Origin of the sequence: Sphingomonas sp. BK036 (assembly GCF_004216825.1) — a bacterium.
Lineage (GTDB): Bacteria > Pseudomonadota > Alphaproteobacteria > Sphingomonadales > Sphingomonadaceae > Sphingomonas.
This window is the reverse complement of record NZ_SGXR01000005.1, coordinates 417,052-431,720: the sequence shown is the minus strand read 5'-3', so window position 1 is coordinate 431,720 and position 14,669 is coordinate 417,052. Positions and strand designations below refer to the sequence as shown.

The window sequence follows — 14,669 nt, the reverse complement described above, 5'->3', positions numbered from 1 at the left end:
TGCGTCGATAGAGGCAAATAGCTTTTTGTCGATCCGGGGCATCGCCTGGGGTCGCGTTATCCATGCCGGCCTTGCGCACCGGCATGAGCGATGAGTCAGGACGGCGAGGCGGCGGATCATTGCGACGGATCGTCGTTTATGATGGGGAGCGGTAAGGGCTGGTGTCCGTTTGCATAGCTGCCGCCTTGATCGGGGCGCTGTAGCTCAGCACGCCGTCCAGCCAGCCATCGCGCATCACGACTGCGATCATATGAGCCCTGTTCCGGGTGCGTGTCTTGAGCCGGACATTTTCTATATGCCGCTCTACGGTGCACGGCGCGATGCTGAGTTCGACGGCGACCTCCTTGGCGGAGCGGCCCAAAGCGACGAGGCGGAGCACTTCCGCTTCGCGCGCGGTCAGATGTGAAATCGCTGATGCATATTGCATATCGTCCCCCCAATTTATCGCTACGGTGTAACTGAAAAATTGCGGGATCCCCCGCCGCGGCGTGTTTGGATACGCCTTTAGGTCAAGAATCAGCAATGATTGGTCATGATTTAGTTAGTATAATCAGTCACATACCCCTATTGCCAAAACCATACCTTGATTTATTTAATTAATGCATCGTTAATTTAGTGAACTGGCTGTGCGTAACGTACAAGGCCGATGTTTAGTGCTTGACCCTGACAGTGCTAGACGCATCCGTTCCGCACTGCGAAGGCAACCATGTGCGAACGGTTGCGGGTCCGGGTCTTGAGACGGACGTGATCGATATGTCGCTCGACGGTCCGCGGTGCTATTCGCAACTGTTTGGCGATCTCCTTGGCCGAGAAACCCGCAGCGGTAAGGCGAAGGATATGGAGTTCTCGAGCGGTCAAGGAACTGACCCCCTCGGGATCAACTGGATCCATAATCTATCCCCCTCGTATTGGCCTCGGATTATATGTCAATGTGGGTTCATATTGGATATCCGTATTTTGCAGTACGGTATTCCCGCGCTGATTTAGGGCGATAATCGTTCGCCCGGATCGCTGGCATCATTCGGCAGATGCGACAGTCTTTCCCGAACACCGCGCTTCGGCACCCCAGCCTCGGGGACGTGCAGGCCGTCTGGCCGACCGCTCGCAATACGGCCGCGAGGCAATCGCGACCGCGATGGGCGCTGTCCAGAAGGGTGCCCGGCGCGGTCGCCGATATCGTGGCGACCGGACTCGAAGTCTTGGGGCTTCTCGCCGCCGCGTGGTGGGCGGCGATCGCGCTGTACGGGGCAATCGCGCCTCCTCTGGCAGAGGCCCTGATCCGGTCCACGCTTGTCATCACCATGCTCCATGTCGTTGTGGTCCATGGCTTGGGCGGCCTCGGGCCGGAGGATCGCTTTTCATACGCGGCCGCGATCCGGTCGGCGATCATCTGGTCGTCGGTCATCACGTTCGTTGCGATCATCGGCTTCCTTCTCCGGGCGTCGATCGACGTCCCGTCGCGCTGGGCGATGCAGTTCGCGATGCTGGGGGGAATCGCCGTCCCGGTGATGCGGTTCGCCGGCGTTGCGCTCGCGCGGTGGACGCGGGGGCAAGGTGCGTTCGATCTGCGCAGTGCGGTCGTCGGCACGACCGCCAGTACCCGGCGAATAAACGAGCATCTGGAAAAGCATCCATGGCTGACCGTTTCGATCTGCGGGCAATATGCCGATCTCGATATGACGCGCAGCGGCTTGGATGATCACGCCGGTGCGGGGGGAATGTCCGAACTGATCGCCGCGATCAGGCGCGGCCAGCTCGACCAGGTGATCGTGATCCTCTCCGAGGTTGCGCCAGAACGGATCGCGACCGTCCTCGACCTGCTGGCGCAGACCCCCGTGCGCGTTCGCCTCGTCTCCAGGCTTGATCCCGCGCCGCGCAGCCGGACCGTGTTTCTAGGAAATCTGCCGTTGGAAACGGTGGCGGACCCGCCGCTGACCGGACTGGCCGCGGCGACCAAAAGCGTGGCGGACCGCGTCGTTGCCTTGGCCCTGCTGGTAATTTTGTCGCCGTTGCTGCTCGGCATCGCGGCCGCGATCTGGATCGAGACGGGCGGGCCCGTCTTTTTTCGGCAGGACCGCGAGGGGTATAATTGCAGGAGCTTCCGCATCTGGAAATTCCGCAGCATGCACGTCCGGGCGTGCAACCACACGACGCTCGAACAGGCGCGGCGCGGCGATCCGCGCGTTACCCGTGTCGGGGCGTTTTTGCGGCGATGGAGCCTCGACGAGCTGCCCCAACTCGTCAACGTCGTGCTCGGCGAAATGTCGATCGTCGGGCCGCGCCCGCATGCCGCCTCGACGCGGGCGGGCGGGGTGCGCTTTGGCGAGGTGACGCACGACTATCATGCCCGGCACCGGGTCAAGCCAGGCATCACCGGTTGGGCGCAAGTCTGCGGGCTGCGTGGGGAGACGGACACGTGCGAGAAGCTGATCCGCCGTTTGGAGCATGACCTTTATTACTGCGAACGCTGGTCGCTTGCCTTCGACGTACGGATCTTGTTCCTTACGATCGTGACCGTGCCGTTCCAGCGTGGAGTCTAGCGGCTTCGGGATACCGCTATCCCGCGTTGGATCAGATCGAGCGGGCGACGGGATTTGCGGCCAGCGGAGACGGACCGGTGGTCGTCGTGGAGGCCAAGGCGGCGTTTGCGTGGATATCGAGATGCGCGATCGCGGAGTAACGTAGAAAGTCCCGGACGAAATAGGGTGACGCACCGTGCGGGCGGCGTCGTATCACGCAGCGCAGGCGCCATATCGCGATGCCGAGGAGCGTGATGAGGTCCGTGACCACCGCATAGGCGCGCCCGTGATTCTTGACCAGGTACCGGCGTCGGGAATGATGCCAATAAGCCGGAACGCGGCGTCGTGCGGCGTCGTGCGCGGTCAGTCCGGTACTCTGTCCCGAGATATGCTGGATGCGTGCTTGGGGCACATACCAGCGCTCCCAACCCGCGCGGGCGACCCTGTGGAAGAAATCGGTTTCCTCGAAATAGAGAAAATAGTCCTCGTCGAACATACCGGTGGTTTCGAACACCGCACCGCGCAGGACCATGCTCGCGCCCGATACCCAATCGACCTGCGTCGCATGCTTGGCCATTTTCTGCGCAAGGGACCGATCCCGCAGCAGACGGGTCGCGATACCGCTGCGCAGCGCATTTTCGAGCTCGCCGGCGAGCGAATGGAAGCGGAAGGCATAGGGCCACAGGTCTCCCGAGGCGTCCTCGATGGCAGTCCCGATCGCGCCGGCATGGGGATGGGCCTGCATGAAGCGCAGGATGTGCCCGACCGCGCCGGGGCGTACGAGTGTATCGGGATTGAGCATCCAGATCAGCGCCCGACTTCGCAATACTGCGGAGCCGCATGACGCAAAGATCTGCGCGATAGCGACATTGTTCGCGTAGGCGAAACCGCCGTTCACGTCCGATCGATGGAGGCGTGCCCAGTCGCCCCAGCCTCTGTCCCGTAGTGCGTCTTGCAGCAGCAGGTCGGAGCCGTCGTTCGACGCATTGTCGACGATCAGCACGCGTACGCCCGGGTGCGCGGCGATCTCCGGTGCGAGGCTGGCGAGGCAGTCGATGACCAGCTTGCCGGTGCGATAGTTGACGATCACGACCACGAGATCGGTCGCCTGAGACGCCAGTCCGCCGACCTCCGCCTTCACGATTGCACCATTTCCGCCAATGCGCGGGAGGGTTGGTCGTCACTCTCGGCCACCGTGGGGGAGGACGCGACCACCGCATGCGACCGCCCCCGAGACAGGCCGGTATAGAGTCCTTCGCGGATCGCCTCCGCCAGCGTGGCGACGTTCGGTTCCTGCAGCGCGCTGACATGGCCGCCCGGCACCGTCAGTATCTCCACACCATCCGCGACCCGCGCGCCCCAGCCGAGCGCGCAGTCGCTGAACTGCTCGGAGAAGGGCATGTCGTCGGGAGCGCCGGTGCCGGCCTGGGCACGGTACAGGACGACGTGCGCGTTGTGGAGCAACCCGTGCGGGCGGTGCTGGCGGTGCGCGATCTTGTACAGGTCAAGGAACGTGATCCGCGGCGTTCCCGCCGCAATCGCAGCCGTCGGACGACCCGGGGGGGCACGAAGATCGTTCACCTGGCGCTGCATGCGCCGACGGTGGCGCCAATCCTCATGCTCGTAGCGCAGCAAACGCCAGGCCTTGGCCGATATCTCACGGCTGACCGTTGCCAGATCGGAAAGGCGGGATACGCGCAGCATCGCGGCGATCCGCTTGAAGCGCAGCCGGGCCACGAAGAAGGGCCGCTCGCGCGCCTCGACATCGGCGGCATCGATGATTCCGACATACCACACCGCTTCGCCGAGATCCTCGAGCTGGCGGGCCATCTCGAACGCGATGACGCCGCCGGCGCACAAGCCCGCGAGCAGATAGGGTCCCACTGGCTGAACCTGCCGGATCTTGACGATATGCGCGGCCGCCATCGTCGCGATATCGGTATGGATGAAGCTCCCGTCGGCGTGCACCTCGGGCTGAAGCCCGTATATCGGTCTCTCATCGCCGATCCTGGTCGCGAGCGTACGATACAGCAGGATCTCGCCGAGCCCGTCATGGATCAGGAACAAGGGTGTCGCCCGCCCGCCGCCGGCAATCATCACCGCGTCCCGGCCCAAACCAGCGGGGCGCATGGCCGATCCCTCATTGTCCGTCAGGCCGGGTGAGGCTGCGGGTTCGAACCGCGCCGCGAGCGCACCCAGCGTCGGCGTCTCGATCAGCGCGGTAACGGGGACCGGAACGCCGAGCCGCTTGCGCAACTTGTTGATGAACTGAACGGCCAGCAGCGAATGCCCGCCCAGATCGAAAAAATGATCAGCCGGGCTCAGCCTGTCGACCCCAAGCATGTCGCGCCACATGTCCGCGATCAGGCCTTCGGTCTTCGTCATTGCCGTCCGACCCGGATCGTCATCACCCGCTTCACCGCTGTCGCGGGCCGCGCCGCGCGAAACCGGCGACGGCGTCCGCGCGGCGGCAAGCGACGCGACGAAGTCCTGCGGTGCGACCACGATCTGCGGGCCCAGCGACTGCGCCAGCAGGCAGTCGATCACGGCCATACCCTCATCCGTGCGGATGCCAGTAGAGTGCGTGGCAGCGCGGGTCGGCGAGTTCCCGCGACATGTTGGCGCACGCAGGGGCACTGCCGGTTCCGGGGCGGCCATTGTCCGTCCCTGCACGCGGATCATCGTGAACTCGCGTATGTCCGCGATGACGAGGCCGTGGACGTCGCTGATCGTCACGTCGTAGCACGCAACGTCTACACCCGATGCTTCTGGCAGCAGCCGAACATGGCTGACCATCGTCGCGGTCATCGGGCTGTATAGGCGGATCTGCGCATAGGAGGCCGGCACGAAGAAATCGCGGGCCGGATCGAGACCGGGACATATCATCTGCGCGCCCGCGGTCGCGAGATCGAGCAGCGCCGGGTGGATGCCGGGCGTATCGAGGTCCGCCGCAAAAGCAGGGGGCAGGACGAGCGTCAGCAGCGCTTCGCTTTGGCCGACAGCGATCTCGGTCACGTTCGACCAGCGCGGACCGAACTTCATGTGCGCGGACGGCACGATCGCCGCCCGCCCGCGACACCGCGCACGGATCGTGGCGATCGCCAGCCGGTCGGGGTCTGCAAAAGCCGCATGACTGAGGTGCCCGCGAACATGCGAGACCGCGGCGCCAGACGACGACTGGCTGGTCAGATCGAACTGCCAGATATCGTCGGCGCTGCGACTGAAATGGAGGTGGAGGTCGCGATCGGCGTCGTCCTCGACGAAAAACGGTTCCAGGAAGAGGACGTCCTGCATCCCCAGCGCGCCATTGTTGGTGCGCGGGATGGTATCGGCGGCAGCGCGAACGATCTCGATGAACCCCGTGCCGGGGATAAGCGCCTTGCCGTCGCCGAGTACGCGGTGTTCGTCGAGCAGCCAATGACGCCTGGCGTTGAACCGGGTCGCAAACCGATATTCACGGGGGCTGCTAAGGCGCGTGTCGAGTAGCGGGTAATCAGACGCCGTGCCGGCACCGTCGCCGATGAGATCGATCGACAGGCCGCCACGCGCGAGCGCCGCGGCCATGCCGATATCCTGCCATTGCGACCAGTCGACCGCTACGACGATCCCGGTATCCTTGAGCGCCTCGGCCTGGGCAAAGGCATCGAGAAACGCGTTTGCGCCGGCATAATCGACCTGTCCCGCGGCACCGAGCGATGCGCTGACCGAGGAGAACAGCATGATGAAGTCGGGCGTGTCCTTGGCGAGCGCGGCGTGCAGCGAAAGCGTGCCGTGTACCTTGGGCGCCAGCACGCGCGCCGCCCCGGTGGCGTCCTTCAGCTGGATCAGCCCGTCGTCGAGGATGCCGGCTGCGTGAAAGACGCCGTGGATCGGACCGAAGGCAGCACGTACGTCGCGGATCGCCCTTTGCATGGCGCGGCGGTCGGCAACGTCGGCGGTGACGAGCAGAACGCGGCTGCCCGACTGTTCCATCGCCAGGATCTGGCGCACGCACCGCACGTCTCGGGCATCGCGAGTGCGATCCGCGAGCATTGCAGGCCAAAGCTCGCGTGGTGGCAACGACCGCCGCGTGACGAGCGCGATCTGCGTCTCGGCGGTAGCGGCGAGGTGCTGTCCAAGCGCCAGCCCGATTTCGCCCAGGCCACCGGTGATGACATAGGTGCCGCCCGGCTTGATCCGCGGTGGCGCCTTGTCACGGCGAGACGGGCGAACGGGCGCGAACTGCTGTACCCAGCGCTCGCGGTGGCGCAGCGCCACCGTCTCGGCATGATCCTCGGCATTGGGTTCGGCCAGCAGCGCGTCGATCAGCCATGCCTCGCTGGTCGAGCCACTGCTAGGCAGGCAGACGTCGACCGAGCGCGCGCGGATATTGGGCAATTCGCGTGGGATGACCCGGCAGGGTCCGAGCAGTGTGGCCTTGGTCGGCGAGGGGGCCTGTTCGTCACAGACGCGCTGCATGCCGTCCGATACGACCACTAGGTCGATTGAGTGCGACGCATCGTCCGCGCCGATCGCCTGCGCAAGGTAGAGCAGGCTGTAGAACCCCAGCGCCAGCGTCGTATCGACGGACTTTATGGGGTCGCGGTCGGCTTGCGCACCCGTGACGGACCAGAGATGATAGATGTGGTCGGGCAGTTTGCCGTCGGTTGCCAGCGAGGCAATCAGGCGGGCGTAATCCTCGGGCACGTCGCAGCGAATGCGATATTCGTCATCGCTGAGACGCGCGAAGCTGCGACCGGCGTGCACCACGACGACCGCGTTGCCGCGCAGGCGGGCGGCCTCTGCCAAACGGGTCCCGAGTTTGCAGCGGTCGGCGAAGATCAGGGTCGTGTGGCTGCTATCGGCGTCCGGCGCGGGCTGTGTCTTGATCCATGACGGGCAGTAGAACCAGTCCGCGATATCGTTTCTGCGCTGCTGCGGGTCGCCAGCCTCGGCGACGGCGGCGCCGCGGCCAGGCTCGATCCAATGCCTGACATGATCGAAACGGTAGGTCGGCAGCGGGACGCGCAGGCGCGCGGTGTTGGCATGGAGGCAGTCGAGGTCGACCGGTGCGCCGGCAGCCCATAACCGCCCCAGCGCGTCGAGCATCTGCACCATGTCGTCGACCGGGTCATCAACGTGGCGCGACGACGGTATCACGGCGGTCGTCTTCGCGCGGCTGGGGTGCTGCAACGCGTGGCTGACCAGAACCCGTCCGGGGCCGACCTCCAGCAGCACGTGATCGTTACCGTCGAGCAGGCAGGCAAGTCCGGCATGGAAGCGGACCGGTTCGCGCAGGTGGCGAACCCAATAGGCTGGGTCCTGCACCTGATCGGCGGTAACCCAGCGGCCCGTCAGGCTCGAGACGAAGGCGAGTTTGGGGGCGTGAAGCCGGATCGTGGCGAGGAATTCCGCAAATGCCGGCAGCATCGGTTCGAGCATCGCCGAATGGGCCGCGACGTTGATCCGCAACAGCGAGCTTGGCGTCTCGATCTCGAGCAACCGCAGGCGGAGCTGGGTAATCGCTTCGACCGGGCCCGAGACGACGGTTGCGCGTTCGCCGTTGATGGCCGCTATCGAGACGACCGGTGGCAGATGCGGCGCGAGGTCATCGACACTGAGCGGTACGCTCAGCATCGCACCGGGCGGCAGCCGTTCGAACAACTGGCCGCGGCGCTGCACGAGCCGGAGCGCATCGCCGAGCGTGAAGACGCCGGCCAGATCGGCGACCACATATTCGCCCATGCTGTGACCGATCATCCCGGCCGGAACGACGCCCCAGGACTGCCATAGTTTCGCCTGCGCATATTGGATGACGAAGAGAGCGGGCAGGCCGATCGATGGTCGCTCAAGCGCCGCGGCGGCCTCGGCTTCCCGGCCGGGCGGCGGATAGAGCGCGGTGCGAAGGTCCGATCCCTGCTGGCCGCCCAGGAGATCGAGACACTGGCACACTGCATCGCGGAACACGGCCTCGCTGCGGTAGAGGCCCAGGCCCATGTTCGGATGCTGCGCCCCGCCGCCGGCAAACATGAACGCGATGCTGCGTGCGCTCGCCGGCCCCTGCGGTGCATGCGGCCTGGCGCCGTTCGATCCACCAAGCGCTGCGATCGCGGCTTCGCGCGTCGTCGCAACAAACGAGCGCCGATAGGGGAGACGCTTGCGGCCAACGTCCAGCGTGTAGGCAACGCTGCCGAGATCCTGCTCGGGATGCAGCGCGAGATGGTCGGCAAGCGCCTCCGCAGCTTTGTCGAGCGCAGTTTCGCTCGCCGCTGAAAGCACGAGCAGCTGGGGGCGATCCACCGGCGGTGCCACGCGGCGTGGCGGCGCTTGTTCCATGATGAGATGCGCGTTCGTGCCGCCAACACCCAGCGAGCTCACACCGGCGCGGAGCGGGTTCTGCGTGGTTCCGGTCCAGGGGCGCAGCGCGCTTGCCACGTAGAACGGACCGTCGTCCAAGCCGCAGGCGTCGTTCGGCGCGGAATAGTTGATCGATGGCGGCAATTCGGCCTCGCTCAGTGCTAGTGCCACCTTGATGACGCCGGCGACGCCAGCGGCCGTATCCAGATGCCCGACATTGCCCTTGAGCGAGCCGATCGCGCAAAAACTGGTGTCGGCGGTCCCGGACCGGAATGCCATGGTCAACGCCGCGACCTCGATCGGATCGCCGACGGGTGTACCCGTGCCATGCGCTTCGACATAGCTGATCGTGTCGGGCGCGACCCCCGAGATCGTCAGCGCCTCCATGATCGCGTGCGCCTGGCCGTCGACGCTCGGCGCGAAATATCCGACCTTGCCCGAGCCGTCATTGTTGATCGCCGACCCCTTGATGACGGCATGGATGTGGTCGCCGCTCTCGATCGCGTCGCTCAACCGGCGCAGCACGACCATGCCGACACCACTGCCGAACACCGTGCCGCTCGCGTCCCGGTCGAACGGCCGGCAATGGCCGTCGCGGGACGTCACGCCGCCGTCTTCATGCATATAGCCGTGGCGATGGGGCAGTTCGATCGTGACGCCCCCGGCCAGTGCCATGTCACATTCGAGCGCGAGTAGGCTTTGGGCCGCAAGATGGATTGCGACCAGCGACGACGAGCAGGCGGTCTGCACGGCGACGCTGGGGCCCTTGAGGTTGAGGAGATAGGACAGCCTGGTCGTAAGGAAATCCTTGTCGTTGCCGGTATGCCGCAACATGAACATGCCCGTCGAGCGGACCAGATCGGGGTTGCTCAGCAGATTGTAGGGCAGGTACGCATTGTGCCCCGAACCGGCGAAGACGCCGATGGGCCCCAGAAAGCGGCTGGTGTCGTATCCGGCATTCTCGATCGCCTCCCACGCGCATTCGAGGAAATGGCGATGCTGCGGATCCATGATCGCGGCTTCCCGCGGCGTGAGTCCGAACAGCGCGGCATCGAACAATTCCATGTCGGCGAGTGGTGCCCCCACCCGCACATAGTCCGGATCGTCGAGCAGGTGCTTGGGAACGCCGGCTGCGAGAAGATCCGCGTCGCTGTAGGGCGTGACCGACTCAACGCCCTCGCGCAAGTTGCGCCAGAAGCTTGCGAGGTCGGGCGCGCCGGGAAACCGACCTGCCATGCCGACGATCGCGATGTCGGTCGCGAGCGCGGTCGCGGGGGCATGAAAACCGTGATGGTCGGGTGACACCGGCTATTCCTCCCCGTTCATCAGAACGCGCGCGACCGGCGGTTGGCGTCGGCCCAGTGCCGCCAGGCGCCGGAGTGCACGGTCCTGTACCCGGTCCAGCGCCGAGTCCTTTGGGGTGACGCCGTCGATATGCGCGCACAGGCTGGCGACCGTGGGAAACCGGAAGACGTCGGTGATCGATAGCGTCGGTGCCATCTCCGTGCGCAGGCGGCGATGCAACTGGACGGCGAGCAGCGAATGGCCGCCGAGATCGAAGAAATTGTCGCTTGCCCCTACTCGTGGCAGCCTGAGGATGTCGCGCCAGATCGCCGCCACCCGGGCTTCGCTTCCGTCCGCGGGAGCCGCGAACGGTACCGCCGTCGGGGCGGGCACGTCTTCGTTCACGCTAGCCGGCGCCGGCAGTGCCTTGCGATCGACCTTGCCATTGGGCGTTTGCGGAAAGCTGTCGAGCAGGGTGATGTGCGAGGGCACCATGAACTCCGGGAGTCGCGCGCGGAGGCGTTCACGCAGCGCGGCCACGTCTGCCGTCTGCCCGGGCCGCGGAAGGATATACGCACAGAGCCGTACGTCGCCCGGACCGTCCTCGCGCGCCACGACGAGCGCCTGGGCGACCTCACCCTGATCGGCGAGGGCGCTCTCGATCTCGCCGAGTTCGATCCGATGGCCGCGCACCTTGACCTGATGGTCGAGCCTGCCGAGGAACGCGATCCGGCCGTCCGGCTCGTGGCGGCCGAGATCGCCGGTACGATAGGCGCGCTCGCACTTGCACAAGGGGTGGGGGACGAACCGTTCGGCAGTCAGTTCAGGACGGTGAAGATAGCCGCGGGCGACGCCACGGCCGGCGATGACGATCTCACCCGGCATCCCCGGCGGCACCGGTGCGCCGCGGGAATCGAGAATATATATCTCCTGATTGGCGAGTGGCCGGCCAAGTCGCAATGCGTCTTCGTTGCCTGGAATGACGCCGTCGGTCGCCGACCAGATCGTGGTTTCCGTGGGACCATACATGTTGGTGATCCGCGCAGTCGTCACCGCGCCAAGATCGCGCGCCAGCGTCGGAGCGAACGCTTCGCCGCCGATCATCACGTGGCGCAAGCCGGCAAACGCTGCCGCGGCGACTCCGCTGTCGAGCATCATCCGCGCCATCGACGGCGTGCATTGGAGATGGGTGACTCCGTGGCGGCGGATCAGGCCTGCGATCGTGTCGTCGCGCGCTTGGTCGGTCGCTGCGGCGCTACGGACGCGATCGAGCCAGGGGAGGTGGTCGAGCACGACCTCCAGGGCAATGCCGAAATCGATCAGGCAGGCGATCTCGTCCACGCCGGCCTGTGCCACGCGCGCGACCATGGCGGCGCAGGTCGCCGGCGTTCCGAACAGCCCGGCGTCGGCATAATAACGTTCGAATGCATGCTCGAGGACCGAGGTGAGCTCGTCCTCGCCGAGCTCGGCGAGATCGATGTCGTTCGCCTGCACCATCCCCGGGCGACGCTTGAAGGCGGGGAACGACCAGGCATATTGCTTGATGAGACTCGCCGAACTGCGCAGATAGGCGATGAGAGGCTCGCGCACCGTTTCGCGTACGGCGTCGGCATCGGGGCCAACGAAACTGTGCAGCATCAGCGAGACATGGCCGGTTCCGGGATACCCGGCGGCTGCCCTGGCATGGCGATACGCCGCGATCTTCTCGACGAGTTCCTCGACGGTCTGGCCGAGCAGATGCGTCAGCAGGTTCGCGCCCATCGTGCCCGCCGCCACGAAGGTCTCGATGTTGCCGGCGGCGGTCAGCCAGAAGGGCAATTCGGGCTGGATCGGGCGCGGCTGCGTGCCGACGGCCACGGGCTTGCCGAGCGCGCCGTCGAACGCGACCGTCTCGCCGCGCCACAGGCGGCGGACGATATCGATCTCGCGGAGCATCACTTGTTTGGCGTCGGCGAAACTTTCGGGCCGGAGCACGAAATCATCGGGTTGCCAGCCAGCGGCGAACGAGATGCCGACGCGCCCGTTCGACAGATTGTCGACCATCGCCCAGTCCTCGGCGACGCGTACCGGATGATGCAAAGGCAAGACGACGCTGCCCGCGCGGATCTGGACATGCTCGGTCACCGCGGCGATCGCCGCGCTGGTCACGGCAGGGTTGGGATAGAGTCCGCCGAACGCGTGGAAATGCCTTTCCGGGGTCCATACCGCCGCAAAGCCGTGCGTGTCGGCGAACTTGGCGCCTTCGAGCAGCAGCCGGTATTTTCCCAGCTTGGCGTCGTTCGCCGCGCTGGAGAAATAAAACAGGCTGAAATCCATCGGGCGCTGACGCGGTGGCGCCACGGACATGGCGTCCGCGGAATCGCCGGCCTGGATCACGACCGTGAAGCCCCGCGTCAATGTCCAGCAGAGTTCGAGGACGGAGATGTCGAAGCTCAGACTCGTGACCGCGAGCAACGTACCCGGAGCGCCGATGCCGGCATCGATACCGGCGCAGAAATTGACGACGTTCCGGTGCTCAACCATCACGCCCTTGGGTCGGCCGGTCGAGCCCGACGTGTAGATGACATAGGCAAGATCGCTTGGCGCAGCGCGGGGGGCGAGGGGGGTATCGCTCTGCACTGCGACCTCGGGTGCGACCGCGTCCAGGTCGATCGCGATCGCGACGATAGCCGGAAGCTGGTCGCGCACATGCCCGGTGCACAGGACGACCGGCATGCGCGCGTCTTCGATCATGTAAGCGATCCGATCCGCCGGATAGGCAGGATCGAGCGGCACATAGGCGCCACCCGCCTTGTGGATGGCCAGCAGCGCGACGACGAGCGCGAGAGACCGCTCCATGAAGAGGCCGACGAGAACGCCCGGCGCGACACCGCGCTCGACAAGATAACGTGCGAGCTGGTTCGATTGCGCGTCGAGCGCATGATAGCTCAGCATTTCGTCGCGACAGACGAGCGCGATCGCGTCGGGCGTGCGCAGCGCCTGTTCGACGATCAGGTCGTGCAGGCAGCGATCGTCCGCCACTGGCGTCGCGGTCGCGTTCCAGTCGAACAACACGCGTTGCCGCTCCTCTGCCGTCAGCAGGGGCAGCTGCGAAACAGGACCCTCCGATTTGGCAAGCGCGGCGGCGAGCAGTCCGGCGAAGCGATCATGCATCGTCGCGATCGCGTCGGCGCTGAAGTACGTCGCATCGTAGAGCCAGCGACAGGCGTTGCCCGAGGACTCGAACGCCAGCATGAGCTGCGTTCCATCGAGGGGGCGTGCATCGTCCAGCGTATCAACCTCGACGACGGCGACCGGCATGACGTCGCGCGCGCGCATGCCCGACGGCGCGCGCAATTCGGGCGCGCGGGCGACCAGATCGGTCAGGAACCCGATATGGCGGTGCAACTCGCGGATGTCCGCGCCGGTGGCCGCGCACATGTCGTCGAAGGACCCGTCGAAGGCGATGGGTACGGCGAGCGGCACCTGTCTTGCGCATTGACCGTGGCCGCTATCGATCTGCGCCATCAGGACCGGATTGGCATAGCCCAGCACGATATCGCTGCGGTCGCAAAGACGCGCGAAGAAGCATAGCGCGGCTGCGACCTGGGCGGTGCGGGGTGCGGCCGCGCCCGTCGCCGGAAGACGACGATCGAGCGCGACCGGCGCCGCGTTGGGGGGACGCGGCGACCCGACTCCGACCGGCGATAGATCGAAGCCGACAACGGCGGCGAGACGGGCTCGCCAAAACCCCTCATGCGGTGCCATCGCGGCATCCAGCCTGCCCAACTCGGCGGCGGCGGCATCGTCGAGGACATCGAACCGTCGCCCTTCCGCCAGGCCGAAGCGTTCGACGGCCACGGGCAGGTCCAGACTGCACCGCGTCCGGTCGGCCAGCCGTTCGATGGCCAGGTCGACGGTAGTTGTCGCCACAAGGATGCGACCAGTCTCGATGCGCACGATCGTGCCGGGCGGCGAGGTGGAGGTCGCGCCGGTCGGCGTGGCGGAGAGGATGATGAGCGTCTCGCCATCAATGACCGCGCGGGCCGTCACGAGCGGATTCGCATGCGTTCCGAAGTCCAGTGCGCGGACGAGGCGTGCGATCTGGATCGCAGCGCGGTTCCAGCGGATTAGTCCTGCTGCTGGGATGCGCGCGCTTCGCCCGTAATAGGTCCGCTTTCCTGCGGACTGCGGAACCGGCTTGATCTCGCCGATCGCCACATCGTCGAGCAGAGCCTCGAAACTCTCCACGCCTGCTGCGAAACATTTGCTGTTGAGCGTGAAGGCGCTGTCATGGTCTTCGATCGGGATCGCACTTTCCCGGAGAATGGCGCCGCGGTCGATCCCCGCGGTCATGATATGCCAGCTCACGCCGTGCGACGTTTCCCCGTTGAGCAAGGCCCAGACCGGCGTGTTGAGACCGGCATAGGTCGGCAGCGGACCGTCATGATAGTTGATCGCCGCGATCCGGCACAGGTCGAGCACGGCCTGCGGAAGAACGACGAGATTGGCGATGCTGAACAGATAGTCGACGCGGGTTTTCCCCATCCT

6 protein-coding genes are annotated in these 14,669 nt (G+C 65.7%); 1 reads left to right on the top strand and 5 read right to left on the bottom strand.

Annotation, left to right across the window (positions count from 1 at the left end):
- Window positions 1–136: 136 nt before the first annotated feature.
- Both EV283_RS12140 and EV283_RS12135 read right to left on the bottom strand, forming a co-directional pair.
- A complete protein-coding gene (locus EV283_RS12140) occupies window positions 137–523 on the bottom strand; it encodes a helix-turn-helix transcriptional regulator (RefSeq protein WP_242615938.1) in 387 nt (128 codons plus the stop codon).
- A 149-nt stretch (window positions 524–672) separates the two neighbouring features.
- On the bottom strand, window positions 673–891 hold the full coding sequence (locus EV283_RS12135) for a helix-turn-helix domain-containing protein (RefSeq protein ID WP_082445211.1): 219 nt from the start codon (window positions 889–891) through the stop codon (window positions 673–675).
- Between the two features lie 263 nt (window positions 892–1,154).
- Here EV283_RS12135 and EV283_RS12130 point away from each other — a divergent pair, with 263 nt between their 5' ends.
- Window positions 1,155–2,540 carry an exopolysaccharide biosynthesis polyprenyl glycosylphosphotransferase gene (locus EV283_RS12130; protein ID WP_165391774.1) on the top strand — a complete coding sequence of 462 codons (1,386 nt, stop codon included), beginning with the start codon at window positions 1,155–1,157 and terminating at the stop codon, window positions 2,538–2,540.
- A 31-nt stretch (window positions 2,541–2,571) separates the two neighbouring features.
- On the opposite strand, the gene EV283_RS12125 is transcribed toward EV283_RS12130, so the two are convergent.
- Genes EV283_RS12125 through EV283_RS12115 form a run of 3 tightly spaced genes read right to left on the bottom strand, consistent with a single transcriptional unit; the run spans window position 2,572 to window position 14,666 of the window.
- Window positions 2,572–3,660: a glycosyltransferase family 2 protein gene (locus EV283_RS12125; RefSeq protein ID WP_242615937.1), complete on the bottom strand. Its 1,089-nt coding sequence runs from the start codon at window positions 3,658–3,660 to the stop codon at window positions 2,572–2,574.
- A complete protein-coding gene (locus EV283_RS12120; RefSeq protein WP_130325668.1) occupies window positions 3,657–10,160 on the bottom strand; it encodes a type I polyketide synthase in 6,504 nt (2,167 codons plus the stop codon). Before EV283_RS12120 ends, EV283_RS12125 begins: the two co-directional genes overlap by 4 nt.
- A 3-nt stretch (window positions 10,161–10,163) precedes the next feature.
- The gene (locus EV283_RS12115; RefSeq protein WP_207223120.1) at window positions 10,164–14,666 is read right to left on the bottom strand and encodes a MupA/Atu3671 family FMN-dependent luciferase-like monooxygenase; all 4,503 of its coding nucleotides are present in this window, start codon (window positions 14,664–14,666) and stop codon (window positions 10,164–10,166) included.
- Between the last annotated feature and the right edge of the window lie 3 nt (window positions 14,667–14,669).

Bases quoted from the DNA above. Each gene is read 5' to 3' on its own strand.
- EV283_RS12115 (WP_207223120.1), bottom strand. From the start codon at position 14,666: ATGGGGAAAACCCGCGTCGACTATCTGTTCAGCATCGCCAATCTCGTC.
- EV283_RS12135 (WP_082445211.1), bottom strand. From the start codon at position 891: ATGGATCCAGTTGATCCCGAGGGGGTCAGTTCCTTGACCGCTCGAGAA.